The following is a 19,539-nucleotide window of genomic DNA, read 5'->3' as shown; positions in this document are numbered from 1 at the left end:
CTAGTAAATTCTGCTCTGCCGCTTTAATATCCGGTCTTTGCTCTCTAAAAGTTCTGACGGTAATATTTTAGGTAATACCGGTAGAGCAGGGAAGTAATCTATTGGTTTATTACGATAAATTAAGCCGTTTACTATATTTTCAGGAGTTCTACCTACTAAAATTTTTAAAGCGGTTTCCTGCTCATGTCTTTGTTGTTTTAAAGGCGGCAATGATAAATTAGTAAGGGCAAGTTCAGAAGTAGCCTCACTAACCGATATTGAATCACCCACACCAAGATGATATAATTTCTGATTTAATTTATAAATTTCCGTTTGAGCCTCAATTAGTTTTTCAGTTAGATATATTTGTTTGTCTAATGCTAAAAGATTAAAGTAACTTATGGTAACGTTACTTATAACCGATAAACGTACCGCTGCCTTGCTATACCCGGTTGCAAGGAAAGTTTTTTTAGCCGATTCGCTAGCGTTTACGGCTGCCCCCCATAAATCTAGTTCATAATTAAGCACGCTTGCTAGCCCAAAATTATTAGAAAATTTTAGCTCATTCGGTGCTTTTGTTTCCTTGCTATTTTTTGTTTGATTTGTTCCGCCTTGTAAATTAATTTGTGGAAATCTATAAGAATTAACAAGATTAAGCTGAGCTTTCGCTGCTAGCACATTACTCATTGCCAGTTCAATATCGGAGTTACCGGTTAAAGATTCTTCGATTAGGTTATTTAACACCGGATCGTTAAATTGCAGCCACCACTTGGAGGATGCATTATTATTTTGTTCTAGAGAATCATTATTCCAATTAGTAGGTAATGGGAGGTTAGGGGGATATTATCGTGTTTTGTATTATAACTACATAGCAGGAATAAAAAAATTGATGCAATTAGTATGTTATACTTACCCACATTTAGGTCATTCCTCATTGTCATCCCGCGACTTGATCGCGGGATCCAGTCAAAAATGCTAAAACAACGTATATGATAAGTTATTTTCTGGATACCGTGGTCAAGCCACGGTATGACACCGAGTGCTTTTTTTGATCCACGCAGGAATGACATAAAACTCTTTTGTAGATTCATTAAAATAAATTAATATTATTAATGAATCTTTAAACTATTATGTCAATATAGACTATTATTTTTTCAACTAACTATTTTTATAATTACGTAATAATGTTACTAACTTTTCAGAAATAATCTTAGTATCATAATTTTGTTGTAATTTTAGATAAGCATTTTTAGAAAATTCCTTTGCTTTTATAGGATTATCTATTAAGTGGGCAATTTTTTCTGCTAACTCTTCAGCAGAATCGGCTTTACAAATAAGCCCGTCTTGCATGTCGCTTAAGATTTCTGCAGGTCCTTCGGTATCTGTACTAATGATAGGCACGCTTGCCTCCATTGCTTCAAGCACTATAATTCCAAACGGTTCATGAAGAGACGGTAAGCAAAAAATATCGATCTGTTTAAAGAATTTATCTTTATCGTTAATCCACCCTATAAATGATATTTGATTTTGTAGATTAAGTGCCTGTACTAAAGCAATTAAATTATCTTTTTCTTCTCCGTCTCCACCTATAACTACATGAGTATCATATTTTTTTTCTTTCAAAAGTTTTATAGCTCTAATAAAAACATCAACACCTTTCTTAGCTACAAATCTTGCTAGTACACCAATTATAATAGGTTCTCTATATGTTTTATTTGGAGCAAAATCTTTACTAATATTTATCATGTTTGGTAAAATAAATATTTTAGATTCAGCAAAATGATTTTTTAGTAAATATTCTTTCATATGATATGTCAGAGCAATAACAAAATCACATTTACGTAGTCTTTTTAAAGTATAATTGTGAGCGATACCTATTAATTTAATGTTATGTGTTTTGGCAAGTTTACTAAAATTTATTGCTCTATTACCGTGTGCTATAATTATATCGGGCTTAGTCTTATGAATTATATATTTAAGAATCAGTACCGATAAGGGATCAAACGGTACTAAATTAGGTAGTTTAAAACTTGCATTACATAGAAAGGAGTTTATTTTTGCTTTGTAAGAAGTGATATTTATAACCTCAATTTTTTGCATTTCAAGAGCTGTGTTATAATCTAAGAATGCTTGTTGAATGCCGCCAAGATCACGGCTTAGCATAATATTGAGTACTTGCATTTCTATTTTTATATATAATAACTTCATTATAGCAAATTTCTTGGAATTTGCTATAATATACTTCGAGTAAATGAAGAGTTGATATACGAAGGTCAATTTCAAAAAGAGCAAGGAGTTCACAAGGCGAGGAATGCAGCGTATACTTAATACGTGAGTACCGAAGCTCTTGTAGAACGATGTAGCCAATTTTTGGAATTCACCGAGTATACAATCTTAAATATTATAATTGATTATGATTAGTAAAATTAATTTTGTAAAAATGCATGGTCTCGGTAATGATTTCGTGATCGTTAATAAACGAGATTTATCAAGTTCACATGATTTATCGCAGTTAGCAAAAAATATGGCTGATCGTCATACGGGTATCGGTTGCGATCAGTTTATTATTTATGAAGAGCATACCGCAGATACTTCAAAAGTTGGAAGTCAAATAAGCGGTGAGCCTGCGGAGCGTAGAAAACTACGTGAACAAAGGCGAATCCCAAAATTTGACGTACCAAATCTTGAAGTATCAAAGGTATATAATGATTTTTATGAAATGATTATATATAACATAGACGGCTCTAGTGCTAAATTATGCGGTAATGCTACAAGATGTTTAGCCAAGTTAATTTATCTTGATACGGGAAAGAAAGATATTACCGTAATGGTAGGCAATAAAAAATTGCTATGTAATGTGGAAGATGAAAATAAGATTAGCGTTAATGTAGGAACCGTTAGTTTTAATGAAGCTTGGATGCCGAGCCGTGATAAAATTTGGGAATTCGTAGAGCGTTATATGATTGATTTAAAGGAAACTATTTGCGTTGATATAGGTAATCCACATTTGGTTATTTTTAGTAAGTTAGAACCTCAAGATCAAAAAATTGTCGGTGAAAAATTGCAGGCTAAAGAATTATTCGCAGATGGGGTAAACGTTAATTTTGCTGAAGTAAAAGATAATAAAATCTATTTATCTGTTTGGGAGCGAGGGGCAGGGTTAACGCTTGCTTGCGGAAGCGGAGCTTGTGGTAGTTTTGCTGCCGGTTTAAAGCTCGGTTTTATCCATTCACCAAGTACGGTAGTATTTAAGCACGGTAACCTTACTATGAAAGAAGGAAACGGTAATATAATAATGCAAGGGGCAGCTATGCTTGTAGCACGTGGGGAATATTATTGTGAGCAATAATTTAAGACAAGAAGTAGTAACATTTGGCTGTAGACTTAATATTTACGAAAGTGAGATAATACGAAAAAACTTGGAATTATCGGGTATCGATAATGTGGCAATATTCAATACTTGTGCGGTAACTAAAGCAGCTGAGAAACAAGCAAGACAAGCTATCCGCAAGGCTAAAAAAAATAACCCTGATTTAAAAATTATCGTTACCGGCTGTAGTGCTCAAACAAGTCCGCAAATGTACGGTAATATGCCGGAAGTTGACAAAGTTATAGGTAATGAAGAGAAGTTATTACCTAATTACTATCAAATTACCGATGAAAAAATAACAGTTAACGATATAATGTCGGTGAAAGAGACGGCAGGTCATTTGATAAGTAGCTTTGACGGTAAATCTCGTGCTTTTATTCAGGTACAAAACGGTTGTGATCATTTTTGTACTTTCTGTATTATCCCTTACGGTAGAGGTAAAAGTAGATCAGTAGCAATAGGAGCTATAGCAGAGCAGGTAAAGCATTTAGTATTAAACGGCTTTAAAGAAGTAGTTTTTACCGGTGTCGATGTCACGGCTTACGGTAGTGATTTACCCGGGAATCCAACATTCGCACAAATGATTAAACGAGTTTTGAATTTAGTGCCTGAATTAAAGAGGCTTAGATTATCTTCAATAGATGTTGCAGAAATAGATGATGAACTTTTTGAGCTTATAGCTTATAGTGAAAAGATAATGCCGCATTTTCATATTAGCTTGCAAGCAGGCGACGATATGATATTAAAACGTATGAAAAGACGGCATAATAGAACAAACATAATAGAGTTTTGTCGAAAGCTGCGGGCAATAAGACCGGAAGTATCGTTTGGTGCAGATATTATAGCTGGTTTCCCGACTGAAACCCCTGAAATGTTTGAAAATACAAGAAAATTAATTTCAGAAGCGGAATTACAATATTTACATGTTTTTCCTTATTCGGAAAGAGAAGGAACGCCTGCAGCACGTATGCCGCAAGTACCGAAAGCTATAAGGAAAGAAAGAGCAGAAATTCTAAGACAAGAGGGGCAGAATCAACTATTCGAGTTCTTTAAGAAGCATATAGGGCAGAAAGTGGAGCTATTAGTAGAGAATAATAATATTGCTCATACTGAGAATTTTATTCCGGTAAAGTTAGATAAACCTTTAGAAATAGGGCAGATATTTAAAGCGAAGTTGGTAGGTATAGAGGAAAGGCATATGAGGTGCGTTGTCATTCCCGTGTAGACCCAGAGTTATCATTGCGAGCGAACATAGAGAGCGCGTGGCAATCTCATAAAGTAATACTAATTCCTGAGATTGCCGCGTCGAGGCTTCGCCTCTCCTCGCAATGACGTTCTACCGTACAATAAAAAATCAAAAATAAAAAAACAATCATGGAAAATATAGAAACAATATTAAGGCTTGCTGAGGAAAAAATCTTATTAGTACAAAACTTAAAAGATCTGCAAGAATATAAAGTAGAATTTTTAGGCAAGAACGGTATAGTGACCGGTGAGCTTAAAAAACTAGGTAGTTTAAATGAACAGGAACGTAAAAAATTTGGCTTAAAAATCAATAAATTAAAAGATAAAATACAGAATATAATAAAAGCAAAAGAAGAAATTTTAGAGGAGCAGGAACTAAATTTTAAACTTGCTGCCGATAAAATTGATTTAACAATCCCTGCAAGGAGATATAAACAAGGTTCTATTCATCCAATAACACAATGTAGTGAGGAGTTAATACAAGTATTTTCGCAGTTTGGTTTTACTATAGAGAACGGACCGAATATAGAGAATGATTTTCATAATTTTACCGCTCTCAATTTTGAAGATGATCATCCCGCAAGGCAAATGCATGATACTTTTTATTTGAAAGGTCAGGAAAATAATAAGCCGCTGTTATTACGTACTCATACCTCAACAGTGCAGATTAGAGCTATGAAAAACGGCAAACCGCCTTTTAGGTTTATAGCACCGGGTAGGACTTATAGATCGGATTCGGATATGACGCATACGCCAATATTCCACCAAATAGAAGGGCTTATTATTGATAAAAATATCAATATGGGACATTTAAAATACGTTATCACAGAATTTATAAAAAGCTTTTTTGAAAATTCTAATATTGAATTACGCTTTAGACCCAGCTTTTTCCCATTTACTGAACCTTCTGCCGAAGTTGATATTCGGATGAATAAAAACGATAAATGGCTTGAGGTACTCGGTTGCGGGATGGTTCACCCAAACGTGCTTAAAAATGTCGGTATCGATAGCAGCGAGTATCAAGGTTTTGCTTTTGGGCTTGGAGTAGAGCGTTTTGCAATGCTAAAATATAATATCAAAGATTTAAGACAATTTTTTGAAGGAGATATGCGTTGGCTTAAACATTATAATTTTGGGAGCTTTGATATACCGAATTTAGCAGGAGGGCTTACGAAATGAAATTTACGTTATTATGGTTAAAACAATTTTTAGAGACATCGGCTTCAGTTACTGAAATTGCCGAAGCCCTAATAGCTATTGGTCTTGAAGTAGAAGAGGTGATAGATAAGGCGGCAGAGTTACAAAAATTTGAAGTAGCATATATTACAAATACTAAACCTCACCCGTCAGCTGATAAATTAAAGCTTTGTGATGTTGAGACTAAAAGCGGTATGTTGCAAATAATTTGTGGTGCGAGTAATGCAAGAGCAGGTATAAAAGTAGTACTTGCAAATATCGGAATAGAAATACCAAACGGTAAATTTAAGATTAAGGAATCTGTTATTAGAGGCGAAAAAAGCTGCGGTATGCTTTGCTCTGAAGAGGAATTACTGCTAGCTTCAGAGTCTGAAGGGATTATAGAGCTACCTGAAGATGCCGTGGTTGGAGAGAATTTTACTAAATATTACGGTTTAGATGATCCTATATTTGTTATTAACGTTACTCCTAATCGTGGTGATGCACTTGGAGTTTACGGCATTGCAAGAGATTTAGCAGCTAAAGGAATAGGAATACTTAAAGAGCTAGAAATTTCGGAAATAAAGAGTACATTCATTTCTAAAATGAAGCTTAACGTACAGGATAAAGAAGCTTGTCCTTTATTTACATTTAGAGAAATAAGAAATTTAAAGAATAAACCAAGCCCTGATTGGTTACGGAAATTATTAAAAAATGTTGGGGTAAAAACTATTTCAAGCTTAGTGGATATAACAAATTATATTTCCTATAGCTTCGGGCAGCCGATGCATGCTTACGATGCAGATAGGATAAAAGGGGGGATTACTGTAGCACGTCATTGCGAGGAGAAACAATTATCATCCCGTGGCTTGACCATGGTATCTAGAGAATCACTTACAGCACTAGTAATTTCATTGGATCCCGCGGTCAAGCCACGGGATGACAAAGATGACGTAGCTAAATTCCACGCCCTAAACGGCAAAGAATATTTACTTACCGAAAATGATTTAGCTATAAAAGATGAAAGCGGTATTCAAGGTCTGGCCGGGGTCATTGGCGGGGCTGATAGTAGTTGTACTGATAGTACGACTAATATAATACTCGAAGCTGCTTGTTTTAATGCTAAAATGGTTGCAGCAAGTGGTCGGAAGCACCAAATTGATACGGATGCTAGATATCGTAATGAGCGTAATATTGATAGAAATTTTACGGAAAAGGCTTTGGACATAGCAACTAATCTTATTTTGTCAATATGCGGAAACGGTGAAGTATCGAAAGTAGTGAAAGTCGGTGAAAAAGAGTCACAAAAAAAACCTTTAGATTTTTCAGCATGCTATTTAGAAAAAATTACAGGAATTAAACTAAATATCAAAGAGATAGAAGCTATATTAAATAAACTAGGATTTATTACGGATGTTAAAGGTGAGATTATAAAGGTAATAGCTCCTTCTTGGCGTCACGATATAACTATTTTAGAAGATATAGCTGAAGAAATCGCTCGTATTTACGGCTATGATAAAATAGAGAGTATAAAATTACCCGAACTAGACCAAGATAATAATAAGCTGAGAGAGCATAAAAGAATATCTAGTTTTAAAAGGATATTAGCAAGCAAAGGCTATGATGAGGTAGTAACTAACTCTTTTATGAATAGTGAAGATGCAAAGTTGTTTGCTGAACTAAAAGAAGAGTTATTTTTGCTTAATCCTATTAGCATAGAGGACAATTATATGCGTCCTACTATACTGCCAAATTTGTTAAGTATAGTAAGTAAAAATCTAGCACGCTCTATAAAAGATATGGCTTTTTTTGAAGTTGGACCAAGTTTTGTAGATTTAAATACGGAAGCAACTTATTTGACGGCAATTATAAGCGGTTCATATAATAATAAAAATCCTCATTCGCTTGGACGGGGCTATGATGTTTTTGATCTTAAAGGCGATTTAGAGCAGGTGTTTGATTATGCAGGACTATCTATAGATAAATGTATAGCAACAAATAGGACAGCATTGCCCCAATATTATCATCCAACCAGAGCAGTAAATATAGGGCTTGGTAAAAATTTATTAGGTCATTTTGGGCAGATACACCCTAAAATCTTGAAATATTACGATATTAATCAGGAAATATTTGCATTCGAGCTAAATATTACGAATTTGCCGTTGATAAAAGCTAAATTCGGTAAAAGAGACGAATTTGCAGTATCGGATTTCCAAGCTAATTTTAGAGATTACGCATTTATTGTTGATCAAGATCAAGCGGTCGGTGAAATAATATCATATATAAATAATTTTAATAAAAAGCTTATCAAATCAGTTATATTATTTGATATTTATAGCGGTGATAAATTACCTGAAGGTAAAAAATCTATAGCGATTAAAATAGAGCTACAAGCAGATGACCGCACGTTGTCTGATACTGATTTAAATTCGTTCAGTAAAGATTTAGTTGCTGCCATCTCGCAAAAATTTCAAGGAACATTAAGAGAATAACAATATGTTAAAATTAATAGTTGAAACTAAAACATTAGTTCAGTCCCTAGGGTTTGCAAGTTCCGTTGTTGAAAAACGTAATGTAATACCTGAATATGCAAACATTAAATTATCAGCAAAAGACGGCAATCTGGAGCTTAGTTCTACTAATATGGATTTGTACTTAAGTCAAAAAATAGCAGTACAGGTAGTAAGTGAAGGTGAACTTACTGTTTCTACGAAAACTCTAAATGATATAGTCCGAAAACTTCCAGATTCCGAGCTTACATTAACAGATCGCGGTACAACGGGACTTGAGATCAAAGGAAAAAATTGTAAATTTAATTTATTTACTTTGCCGGTTAGTTCTTTTCCTGCAATGGATAGTATTAATCTTGAAGCAAGTTTTAAAATTTCCTGCACGGATTTTGCTAAAATAATCGAATCGACAAAATTTTCAATTTCTTTAGATGAAACTCGTTATAATTTAAACGGTGTTTATTTACACATAAAAGACAAAGAGTTTTGTTCGGCAAGTACCGATGGGCATAGACTTTCGATTTCATGGGTAACATTAGAAAAACAAATAAAGAATTTTGGAGTTATATTACCGCATAAAAGTGCAGAGGAAATTTTAAAAATAGTTAAAGATCCTAAAAATATAAATGAAGATATAGAAATTTTATTAAGTAGCAATAAGATTAAATTTATATGTAATGAAAATACTATTATGCTATCAAAGCTTATAGACGGTATTTTTCCTGATTATAGTGCTTTTATTCCGGAAAGCAGCAGCTCAAAATTAGTAATTAATCGAAAAATATTTGCAGATAGTATAGAAAGGATAGCGATAATAACCGTTGAAAAATTTAGAGCAGTAAAATTATCGTTATCTCGTGAAACCTTAGAGATTAGTGCCGTCGGTGAAGCAAGAGGTAACGCAAAAGAGGTTATTAATTCTTCACAAGATAAGGAAAGTTTTTATGAATATAATAGTGATGAGTCTTTAGCTATAGGCTTTAATCCGCAATATTTGGAAGATGTCTTAAAAGCCGTGAAATCGGATTTAGTAGAACTATATTTTTCAGATGTTTCAGCACCGGTACTTATTAAATTTCCTGAGAATCCTAAAGATATTTTTGTCGTCATGCCTGTTAAGGTGTAGAGTAGCCTATATGTTATTCCTGCGGAAAGCTTGCTTGTGTGGGTCGCTAATCGTCATTGCGAGCAGCCCCGTAGGCTGTGCGGCAATCTCGTCAAATATCCTGAGATTGCTTCGTCAATTACTTCGTAATTTCCTCGCAATGACGAAAAGCACGGTATGACATCAAATTAGTTAGTTCAAATAATTTTTGACTAATAGCCAAAGCTTCTCTATTATTTCCCTCAAGCACACTAATTAAATATTGGTTATGAACAAAATTATCGGATTATTTTTTATAATTATACTTAGTGCAATAAGTACTAGTATCTTAGCGGATGATTATCCAAAAACAGAACGAGAGCAGAAATGGGACGAAGTAGGTTCTATAGCAGGTGAAGAAGGATTAGTTTTTAGACCGGGCAGGGTAAAAAATGAATCTACTAAAGCTATAGGAGGCTTAGTTAATAAATATCTCTGGCAAGCAGCATTAGAGACCGTGAGTTTTGCTCCTCTTGCATCAGCCGACTCAAACGGCGGCGTGATTATTACGGAATGGTATAGCCCACGCTCTAATCCTAATTTTCGATTTAAAATAAATATATTTATTAAAGACGATATAATAAGCCCTGATTCAATTGAAGTGAAAGTATTTGAAGAAATGCTTAAAAATAAACAATGGGTACTTAATGAAAACACCTCAAATCTTGCTATCACGCTTGAAGATAAAATTTTAAGAAAAGCTAGAGATATATACATTAATAGTGCGAGGTAATGCTAAGGTTCGTCATTGCGAGGAAATTACGAAGTAATTGACTAAGCAATCTAGTTAAAAATTCTGATTTATAGAATTTTTTTATATTTTTTCTGGATTTTGCCACGCTCCTTTTAGTCGCTTGCAATGACGATGCAGTATATAAATTATATAAGAAGATATGAACCAAATAGAACAAAAATGGCAGCAAATTTGGCAAGAAGAAAAAGCTTTTGAGGTATCAAACGAGAGTAGCAAGCCAAAATATTACATACTTGAAATGCTGCCTTATCCTTCCGGTAAAATCCATGTAGGTCACGTACGCAACTATTCTATAGGTGATGTTATTGCAAGGTTTATGACTATGCAAGGTTTTAACATGCTTCATCCTATGGGCTGGGATGCTTTCGGGCTACCTGCCGAAAATGCCGCAATAAAAAATAATTCTCACCCAAAAGAATGGACTTATTCTAATATCGAGAATATGAAAAAGCAGCTAAAATCTATGGGTTTTTCTTATGATTGGTCTAGAGAGATAAATAGTTGTGATCCTGAGTATTATAAACATGAGCAGAAATTCTTTTTAGAGCTTTATGAACGAAATCTTGCTTATCAAAAAGAATCACTTGTTAATTGGGATCCGGTTGATAATACCGTTCTTGCTAATGAGCAAGTTGTAGACGGGCGTGGTTGGCGTTCAGGTGCAATAGTTGAAAAACGTTATTTAAAGCAATGGTTCTTAAAAATCACCGATTATGCTGAAGAGTTATTAAACGAAATTCAGAATTTAAAAGAGTGGCCTGAAGCAGTCCGCTCTATGCAAGAGAAATGGATAGGTAAATCGATAGGTGCTAATTTTCATTTCAAAATTAAGGATAATGAAGATACTACTATAGAAGTATTCTCAACCAAACCTGAAACTATTTTTGGCGCTAGCTTTATAGGAATTGCCTTTAATCATCCGATAATAGAGAAATTAATTTCCAAGACACCTGAAATATCGAATTTTATAGCTAAATGTGCAAATATAACCAGTTCTGCTGAACTTGATAAAGCTGAAAAGGAGGGTATATTTACCGGTCTTTATGTCATTCATCCTTTTGATCCAAAGATAATACTGCCGGTTATTATTACGAATTTCGTGTTAATGGATTACGGCACTGGTGCTGTTTTCGGTTGTCCTGCTCATGACGAGCGTGACCATGAATTAGCCGTTAAAATGAATTTACCTATTAAACAAGTAATAAAAGCAGATATTGATGTACAAAAGACCGCTTATACGGAAGACGGAATTTTAATTAACTCAGATTTTCTAAACGGCTTAACTAGTAATGAAGCAAAACAAAAAGTAATCGAGGAATTTGAGAAACTAGGCATAGGTAAACGCAGCGTAAATTACCGACTAAAAGATTGGGGGGTTTCTCGTCAACGCTTTTGGGGGTGTCCTATTCCTATGATTCACTGCGAAGCTTGCGGCATAGTTCCCGTACCTTACAAAGATTTACCCGTTACTTTACCTGATGACGTAAATTTTGACGGTCACGGTAATCCTCTTGATCATCACCCTAGTTGGAAACATGTTAATTGTCCGAAATGCGATAAGCCGGCTGTTCGTGAAACCGATACTTTTGATACATTTTTTGAATCATCTTGGTATTTTATGAGATATTGCAATAGCAATGCTATAGACATGACCGACAAAAAAGCTTGTGATTACTGGCTACCGGTCGATAAATATATAGGCGGTATAGAGCATGCAGTGATGCATTTATTATATGCAAGGTTTTTCACAAAAGTAATGAACGAACAGAATTACGTAAGCATTCGTGAACCTTTTAAAGGGCTATTTACTCAAGGTATGGTGCTGCATGCTACTTACAAAGATGAGTATAATAATTGGTTATATCCTGAAGAAGTAGTTAAAAAGGGTAATGAATTTTTCCATAAAGAAAAAGGCAGCTTAGTTGTACAAGGCCGTATTGAGAAGATGAGTAAATCTAAAAAGAATCTTATCGATCTTGAGACAATGCAAGAGCAATATGGAGCAGATGCAATTAGGCTTTTTGTGCTGTCTGATAGTCCACCTGAGAAAGATCTAGAATGGTCGGCAAGCGGTATAGAAGGCTGCTCACGTTTTATTAATAAGTTTGAGAATATGTTTGAGGCGATAGATTCTTTAAAAGATGATGTGAATAGCGAAATTAACAAGGAACTTAATAGATTAGTTCATTTTACCATAAAGCACGTCGCCGATGATATAAAACATTTTGCTTTAAACAGAGCAATAGCACGTATGCGTGAGCTTTCTAATGCTATATCCTCTGAAATATCTAAAGATAAAATTGATGTTAAAACCGTAAGGCATGGCTTTAATGTTTTAGTTCAGCTACTAAACCCATTCATACCACATATTACAGAAGAAATTTGGCAGAAGCTTGGCAACAAAGAACAGTTATATAAATCAGCTTTTCCTGCATTTGATGAATCAATGTTAGTATTAGATACATATGTTATGGCAGTGCAGGTTAACGGCAAACTCCGTGATACCTATGAGTTTAAAACTTCCGTAAGTGAAGATGAAATAAAGCAAATGACCGTCAGTCTGCCAAAGGTACAAAAGTTCTTGGAAGGGAAAGAGCCGAAGAAGATTATCCTCGTTCCTCGTAAAATTGTGAATATTATTGTTTGAAGTGAAGGATTGTGTGGATTAAAAAGTAGTCAGAATGTCATACCATGGCTTGACCACGGTATCCGGCTTTTATTGTCATACTGCAACTTGATCGCGGGATCCAGCTAAAATACTAAATTTAGTACTTTAAGTTGTTTCTAGATACCGTGGTCAAGCTGCAGTATGACACCTAGCATACTTTTATTACATTACCACCATACTAACCTAAAAAAAGTAGTATTACCTAAAACTACCTCCTCATGTTTATCTAATGAAGAGTCATAATGTTTTGGCTCATCTATAAAGTTATTGCAATTATGGTAGGTACCTTTTGAAGCACCCTTATAACTCTGATAAGATGAAGTTTCATAATGCCATAGATCCTCTCTCTAAGGTAATAGCAAATATGGTCCTGCTTATTGGCATTAATACTTTATACTATATAATTGGCTGCCCACCAAAATGCGGCAAAAACACCGGTATCAATACTTAAAGTGTCTTCTTCTGTTTCTTTACAAGTTATAACACTAGGATAACAGAATCTTGCTATACTATCTAGACTTAGATTTAAATTTAAATCCGAATCTAGCAGGTCTATTTTTTTTATTAGTCATAAAGATCCCCTATTTTAGTTATTAATTAATTAGACTTCTTGCCTAACTTGCTTCTAAGGATAATTTGTACGTTAATCCGGTACTCGCATCCTCACGTACTTTTATGTATGCTGCGGTGCTGCGTTCTGTGTTTCCTTCAAATTCTTTCTTATTAGCTACGTTATGCAAGAAGTCTATTATAGGCTAAGTAATTTAAAAAAATCAATTAGCTACTAAAATAGTGTGCATGATTTTATATCTGAAGTCAATTTATTAAGTTAATAATTTAATATTTTTATTAACTTATCTTAATTTAAATTAATGCATAAAAATATCGATTTCATTCCAACCGAGTAAATCTAGATTAGCTCTTGTCGGTAAAAAACGGAAAATATCTTGGGCAAGTTCATACCTATTTTCTTGAAGTAGCATTTTTTGTAAAATATCTTTTAACTGATGCAAATAAAGCACATCTTTTGCTGCATATTCTTTTTGTTCTGAAGATAAATTATCAGCACCCCAATAGGAAGATTGTTGTTGTTTTGAAATATTTATATTAAGCAATTCTCGGCACAAATCCTTAAGACCATGACTATCGGTATAAGTTCTAACTAGTTTTGAAGATATTTTAGTACAAAAGATATTTTCTAAATCTATACTTAAATATTTTTTTATGGATGCTAAATCAAATCTAGCAAAATGAAATATCTTATATCTAGTTTTATCTAGTAATAATGCTTTTAAATTAGGAGCCGTATAATCTTGATTTGTAAAATGAACAAGATGAGCTTCACCATTGCCGTTACTAAATTGTAGCAAACATAGTTTATCTCTATGTAGATTTAGCCCCATTGTCTCGGTGTCTATAGCGAGATCTCCTTCAAGTTCAAAATTATTAGGTAGGTCATTTTGATAAATTTTTATAGTCATAAATGATTTTTAATTCCTTTTAATCAATAGTATTGTTGTGCGGATCGAAAAACGTGTTCGGTGTCATACCGTGGCTTGACCACGGTATCCAAAAAAAGTAAAAAAGACTAGATCCCGTGATCAAGTCGCAGGATGACAACAAAGTTTTGCTATTGGTGATTAAACACCTGCTCATTTGGAGCAGCTACTCCTAAAACTTTCTTTGCTTGTTCTTCTAACATATCTTTATTTAGCGATTCTGTTCGGAGTAATTTGACGTTATGTTCAAGTTCTACTCTTTCTGCTCGTAAGCCTTTTAGTTCATCATAAGCTTTTTCAAGCTGCCTATTTACTTTTAAATATGCAATAATCCCTTTGTTACCATATATGCAATGAAAAACAAAATATCCAAGCAGTAAAACTAAAAAGATATTTAAAATTATTTTTTTAGAATGATTATTGAAATGTATTAAATTCATAAGCATTTTGTCATCCCGCGAGCTTATAGCGGGATCCAGTTAAAATTATTAGTATTTTTTATTGTATTTATGGATACCGTGGTCAAGCCACGGTATGACATCGAACGTGACGCAAAAATTCCTTTGTAGGAATGACATAAAAACGTCATAATGTAGAATATCATTCATAAAATATTACTTATAAGAAATAATACCGGAGCAGTTAAAATGATACTATCAAATCTGTCTAGCACTCCTCCATGACCGGGTATTATATGACCGCTATCTTTAATATTAAATTTTCGCTTAAAATATGAAATAAACAAATCACTTAATTGAGTTATTAATGCTAATATACAACTAATTATAAACAAATAAATTTTATTTGAAAAATAGTAATTTTCAATATGAAAGTTTGGTATAAAACTAACTAATAATATAACTAAACCTGCCGATAATACTCCCGTAACTAAACCGCTCCAAGTTTTTTTAGGACTGATTTTTGGAGCAAGTTTTGCTCCTTTAAAAGTTTTGCCGCCAATCATTGCAAAAGTATCTACGGACCAAATAATACAAAAATAAAGCATAATAATCCATCTATTGGTATCTTCCATACTTAAAAATATTAATAGGCTTATAGGAATCGGAATAATAATTAGTCCGATTAATAGATAAGGAATAGAAGAGTAGGTCATATTATACCATTCACTTAACATTCCCGTACCCACTAATATCATTAGAATATAGAATAAAGGCTTAAACCATAATATAGCTATAATAAATAACGGAACTAAAACTATACCGGATAGGATTCTTAAATATATATTTTGTTTATCTTTTGCCAAATGTTCTTTTCCTTTTTGAGTAATCATTTATAGCTTCTTGTATATCTTCTTTATTAAAATCAGGCCAATATTTGGGTGAAAAATATAATTCAGCATAAGCTGCTTGCCAAAGCAAGAAATTACTGATGCGATAAACTCCGCCCGGTCTTATTAATAAATCTACATCCGGCATTTCAGGATCATATAAAGCGTGTTGTACATCGCTTTCACTTACTTCTTTTTTACCGCTTGCAATAATTTTTGTGCAGGCATCAACTATTTCTTGGCGACTTCCATAACTAAAAGCTATACAAAGCGTTATTTTATTATTATTTTTTGTTAATTCTATAGCATTATTTATATGTTTTTGCAATGAGCTACTTAATAAATTAAGCCTACCTATTACTTTTATTTTAACGCCGTTTTTATGTAAATTATTTAATTCGGTTTTTAAATAAATACTTAATAGTTTTATTAAGAAATCTACTTCCATGCTTGAGCGTTGCCAATTTTCGGAAGAGAAAGTATATAAAGTTATATAATCTATATTAAGATTAATAAACTCAGGTAGTAATTCACGAATTTTATCGGCTCCTACTTTATGCCCTTCAGATTTTGTTAAGTTATGCCGATCTGCCCAACGAGCATTACCGTCCATTATTATTGCTAAATGTTTTATATTAGTCATTATTTTATATTTTAGATGCTGCTGCATGGATCGAAAAACATACTCGATGTCATACCGTGGCTTGACCACGGTATCCAGAATAACCACTTAATAATGTTATTTTTTTGTGTATTTTCCTGGATCCCGTAAATAAATCACGGGATGACAGAGAAAACAAATCCTATATTTTAGGTATTTCAATTCTTACCGATAGCCCGCCTAAATCCTTGCTATCTTCTAAATAAATAGAGCCTTTGTGATCGTTTATTATTTCTTTAGTAATAGCAAGCCCAAGTCCTACATTACTTGCATTATCAAGCTGTCTTGCTTTATCCGATCTATAAAACGGTTTAAATACAAGGTGTTTTTCCGTATCATCTATACCGGGACCGTTATCCTCAATAATTATAGCTACGGTAGATGAATTATCTTGTGAAGATATCTTAATTTTAGTTCCATATTTTATAGCGTTACCAATTAAATTAGACAAGGCTCTTTCAAAAGAATTCGGCTTAATTCGTACTTCTAGTTTATCTAAATTAGTAGATTTTATAAATTCAATATCTACATGTGACCATTTGTTTAAAAGATGTTCCATCCAAGGTAATAATAAAATTTCTTCAAATTCTTCTGTACTTTCACCTTTAGCAAAATCTAAATAAGAATTTATCATTTGTTGCATAGTTAATATATCTTGTTTTAACCCTTTGATTTCTTCGCTTTCTTCCATCAATTCAAGTTGTAGCTTCATTCTTGTTAAAGGAGTTCTAAGGTCATGCGAAATCATAGCAAGCATAGTAGTTCTTTTAGTAATTTGTTTTTCAATACGAGCTTTCATTTTTAAAAAAGCAAGCCCTGCTTTTCTTATTTCTAAGGCTCCTGAAGGTTTAAAATTTTTGCCTTTTAAAATACCTCGACCAAATTTATCCATGCTATCCGCAAGAGTGAGTATTGATTTAATTTGATTTTTGGAGAAAATAATAGAAACAGAAAGTAATATAACAGTTAAAGATATAATCCATAAAACAAATATATATACTGTAGGATTAAGTAGTAATTTTGCAGGAAAAGTAATATATAATATTCCATCTTTTAATTCTAAAAATACTTCGATTTTATTTTCTTTATTTAGTTTAACTATATTTTTTTCATGGATTTTTGTAGCTAAAATGTTTTTAAATATAGTTAAAGGCTCACTTAATTTAGGTTGTTTTATAGATAACTTTTTACTAAGCTGAAATTGATAAGATAAATTAAGATAATTTTCCGATAAATGGGTTATCTCTCTTGAATTATTTCTATGTTCTTTAATCAGTGATTCTATTTCATTGATAATAATAGTACTAGTATAATATGAAACATTATACCAATGACGATCGTAAAACAAAAATATAGCAACGATTTGCCCTATTAAAATCGGAATGATTATAATAAACATGAATCGTATAAATAGTGTTCTCGGTAATAATTTAGATATAAAGTGCATAGCCCTCATTACGCACGGTTTTTAAATATTTCGGTTCTTTTGGGTTGTCTTCTATTTTGCTTCTTATTCTTGTAATTTGTACGTCGATAGAACGCATACTAAGCCCTCCCATTATTTTTGAAAGTTCAAAACGACTAGTAGATTTACCGGAATTTTTTATTAATATCTCAAGTAATTTTTGTTCAGTAGAGCTAAGAGATACAATTTGATTATTCTTGGTAAATTCTTTTGTATTGGAATTATAAAAATTATTGCCGAATTTAATTATATTTGTTTCTTTTTTAAAGTTATTATAATTATTGATTAAGTTATTTATCCGAAGTAATAATTCTCTCGGTTCAAAAGGTTTAGTTATATAATCAGAGGCACCGGCTTCAAGTCCTTTAACACGGTCATCGGCTTCCGATAAAGCAGTAAGCATAACTATAGGAATATTATTACCGGCATCCCTTATAGTAGTAGCAAAATCAAGCCCTGTTATTTCAGGTAACATAACATCTAAAATAATTAAATCATAATTAGAAGTTTTTAATAGATTTTTAGCTTCTATGACTGAGCTTGCCGTTGATACTAAAAACTCGTTTTTATTTAAAAACTGCTTTAAAAGTGCTAATATTCTTCTATCATCATCAACGATTAAAATATGTGCTTTGTATGTATGCATGTATACTCGTTTAATTTGAAAAATTGGTGTTGTTGCTTGTTTTATGTCATGCTTGAAGTTCTCTATATCATTCCCGCGAAAGCGGGAATGACATCGAACGCATTTTTCGAGCCATGCAACAACGCTGCTCGCAATGATGATTGACAATACTTTAATATAAATATAGGTTAATGACAATGATAAAACTAGAGCAAATTTTTTGGCATGTTTGGATTAACGGTGATTTAGTTCCTTATCAATTCGCAAGGATTCATGTTTTGACTCATAGCCTGCATTATTCAGGATCGGTATTTGAGGGTGAGAGAGCTTATAACGGCAAAGTTTTTAAACTAAAAGAACATACGGAAAGATTAATAAAATCAGCAGAAGCATTAGGTTTGACAGTATCTTATAGTGTGGACGAGATAATAAAAGCTCATGAACTTGTAATAAAACAAAATAATATTAAGGATGCATATATAAGACCGCTTATTTGGTGCGGAAGTGAATCGCTAAATATTACTAATCCTGATTTATCTACTAATCTTTTGATTGCCGGTATTCCATCTATGCCAAGGTCTTTTGAGAAAGGTATAAATTTACATGTAAGCCGCTGGCGTAAAGCAATGCCTGACAGCACCCCGGTACAATCTAAATCCGCCGCTCAATATAATATGGCAATAACGAGTAAAAAAGAAGCTAAAGCTCTTGGCTATGATGATGCATTATTACTTGATTATGAAGGGTATATTGCTGAATGCACTACAACAAATATTTTTTTTGTTAAAGATAAAACATTATATACTCCAATTGCCGATAGGTTTTTAAACGGTATAATAAGACAGACTATTATTGAAATTGCAAAAGATTTAGGTCTAGAAGTAAAAGAAGAGCGTTTGAAATTAGAGCAAATAGAGGATTTTACCGGATGTTTTGTTACAGGTACGGCAATTGAGGTACAAAATATTGATTCTATAGATCTTGGCAATAAAAAGATTATTTTTGATGATCATCAAATTGCAAATACCCTAAAAAAAGAATATGATCTCTTGGTTAGGGAATAGAAGAAACGTTATTGCGAGGAAAATTACGTTAAGTAATTGACGAAGCAATCTCAGGATGTTTGACAAGATTGCCACGTCGAAGCTTTGCCTC

The 19,539-nt window shown here is 33.1% G+C and carries 16 protein-coding genes and 1 pseudogene; 8 read left to right on the top strand and 9 right to left on the bottom strand.

Annotated elements, in window-relative coordinates; genetic code table 11:
* Positions 1 to 723 carry a TolC family protein gene (locus tag RAS_RS08975; RefSeq protein WP_232049340.1) on the bottom strand — a complete coding sequence of 241 codons (723 nt, stop codon included), beginning with the start codon at positions 721 to 723 and terminating at the stop codon, positions 1 to 3.
* A 414-nt stretch (positions 724 to 1,137) separates the two neighbouring features.
* On the bottom strand, positions 1,138 to 2,160 hold the full coding sequence (locus RAS_RS03490) for a glycosyltransferase family 4 protein (RefSeq protein WP_147144005.1): 1,023 nt from the start codon (positions 2,158 to 2,160) through the stop codon (positions 1,138 to 1,140).
* Between the two features lie 232 nt (positions 2,161 to 2,392).
* On the opposite strand from RAS_RS03490, the gene dapF reads away from it, so the two are divergent.
* The 7 genes from dapF (at position 2,393) to leuS (ending at position 12,825) form a co-directional block, all read left to right on the top strand.
* The gene (gene dapF / locus RAS_RS03480; RefSeq protein WP_147142379.1) at positions 2,393 to 3,328 is read left to right on the top strand and encodes a diaminopimelate epimerase; all 936 of its coding nucleotides are present in this window, start codon (positions 2,393 to 2,395) and stop codon (positions 3,326 to 3,328) included.
* A complete protein-coding gene (mtaB, locus tag RAS_RS03475) occupies positions 3,303 to 4,574 on the top strand; it encodes a tRNA (N(6)-L-threonylcarbamoyladenosine(37)-C(2))-methylthiotransferase MtaB (RefSeq protein WP_147142376.1) in 1,272 nt (423 codons plus the stop codon). The genes dapF and mtaB overlap by 26 nt, the downstream gene beginning before the upstream one ends.
* Before the next feature lie 149 nt (positions 4,575 to 4,723).
* Positions 4,724 to 5,773 carry a phenylalanine--tRNA ligase subunit alpha gene (gene pheS, locus RAS_RS03470; protein WP_147142373.1) on the top strand — a complete coding sequence of 350 codons (1,050 nt, stop codon included), beginning with the start codon at positions 4,724 to 4,726 and terminating at the stop codon, positions 5,771 to 5,773.
* On the top strand, positions 5,770 to 8,262 hold the full coding sequence (gene pheT / locus RAS_RS03465; RefSeq protein ID WP_147142370.1) for a phenylalanine--tRNA ligase subunit beta: 2,493 nt from the start codon (positions 5,770 to 5,772) through the stop codon (positions 8,260 to 8,262). The genes pheS and pheT overlap by 4 nt, the downstream gene beginning before the upstream one ends.
* A 4-nt stretch (positions 8,263 to 8,266) precedes the next feature.
* A complete protein-coding gene (gene dnaN / locus RAS_RS03460) occupies positions 8,267 to 9,406 on the top strand; it encodes a DNA polymerase III subunit beta (RefSeq protein ID WP_147142367.1) in 1,140 nt (379 codons plus the stop codon).
* Positions 9,407 to 9,653: 247 nt separating this feature from the next.
* Positions 9,654 to 10,157: a DUF3576 domain-containing protein gene (locus RAS_RS03455; protein ID WP_147142364.1), complete on the top strand. Its 504-nt coding sequence runs from the start codon at positions 9,654 to 9,656 to the stop codon at positions 10,155 to 10,157.
* A 160-nt stretch (positions 10,158 to 10,317) separates the two neighbouring features.
* Positions 10,318 to 12,825: a leucine--tRNA ligase gene (leuS, locus tag RAS_RS03450; protein WP_147142362.1), complete on the top strand. Its 2,508-nt coding sequence runs from the start codon at positions 10,318 to 10,320 to the stop codon at positions 12,823 to 12,825.
* A 638-nt stretch (positions 12,826 to 13,463) separates the two neighbouring features.
* Here the strand turns inward: leuS and RAS_RS03445 are convergent.
* The 7 genes and pseudogenes from RAS_RS03445 to RAS_RS03405 all read right to left on the bottom strand — a co-directional run.
* Positions 13,464 to 13,595 (bottom strand): annotated as a pseudogene (locus RAS_RS03445) (palindromic element RPE1 domain-containing protein); the annotation flags it as partial.
* 120 nt (positions 13,596 to 13,715) lie between these two features.
* Positions 13,716 to 14,327 (bottom strand): ribonuclease D, encoded by a 612-nt coding sequence (locus tag RAS_RS03440; RefSeq protein WP_147142356.1) that lies wholly within the window; start codon positions 14,325 to 14,327, stop codon positions 13,716 to 13,718.
* Positions 14,328 to 14,476: 149 nt separating this feature from the next.
* Complete coding sequence (locus RAS_RS03430) at positions 14,477 to 14,791, bottom strand: FtsB family cell division protein (RefSeq protein WP_010423164.1); 315 nt, start codon at positions 14,789 to 14,791, stop codon at positions 14,477 to 14,479.
* Between the two features lie 158 nt (positions 14,792 to 14,949).
* Positions 14,950 to 15,636: a phosphatidate cytidylyltransferase gene (locus RAS_RS03420; protein WP_147142353.1), complete on the bottom strand. Its 687-nt coding sequence runs from the start codon at positions 15,634 to 15,636 to the stop codon at positions 14,950 to 14,952.
* A complete protein-coding gene (uppS, locus tag RAS_RS03415; RefSeq protein WP_010423161.1) occupies positions 15,596 to 16,303 on the bottom strand; it encodes a polyprenyl diphosphate synthase in 708 nt (235 codons plus the stop codon). Before uppS ends, RAS_RS03420 begins: the two co-directional genes overlap by 41 nt.
* 133 nt (positions 16,304 to 16,436) lie before the next feature.
* Positions 16,437 to 17,741: a sensor histidine kinase gene (locus RAS_RS03410; RefSeq protein ID WP_172616122.1), complete on the bottom strand. Its 1,305-nt coding sequence runs from the start codon at positions 17,739 to 17,741 to the stop codon at positions 16,437 to 16,439.
* Positions 17,725 to 18,405: a response regulator transcription factor gene (locus RAS_RS03405; RefSeq protein WP_147142347.1), complete on the bottom strand. Its 681-nt coding sequence runs from the start codon at positions 18,403 to 18,405 to the stop codon at positions 17,725 to 17,727. The genes RAS_RS03410 and RAS_RS03405 overlap by 17 nt, the downstream gene beginning before the upstream one ends.
* Positions 18,406 to 18,575: 170 nt before the next feature.
* Here RAS_RS03405 and RAS_RS03400 point away from each other — a divergent pair, with 170 nt between their 5' ends.
* Positions 18,576 to 19,448, top strand: coding sequence for a branched-chain amino acid transaminase (locus RAS_RS03400; protein ID WP_147142344.1), 873 nt, complete (start codon positions 18,576 to 18,578; stop codon positions 19,446 to 19,448).
* The last annotated feature ends 91 nt before the right edge of the window (positions 19,449 to 19,539 follow it).

Source organism: Rickettsia asiatica (assembly GCF_007989425.1).
Lineage (GTDB): Bacteria > Pseudomonadota > Alphaproteobacteria > Rickettsiales > Rickettsiaceae > Rickettsia > Rickettsia helvetica.
This window is presented reverse-complemented; position numbering and strand designations above follow the sequence as displayed.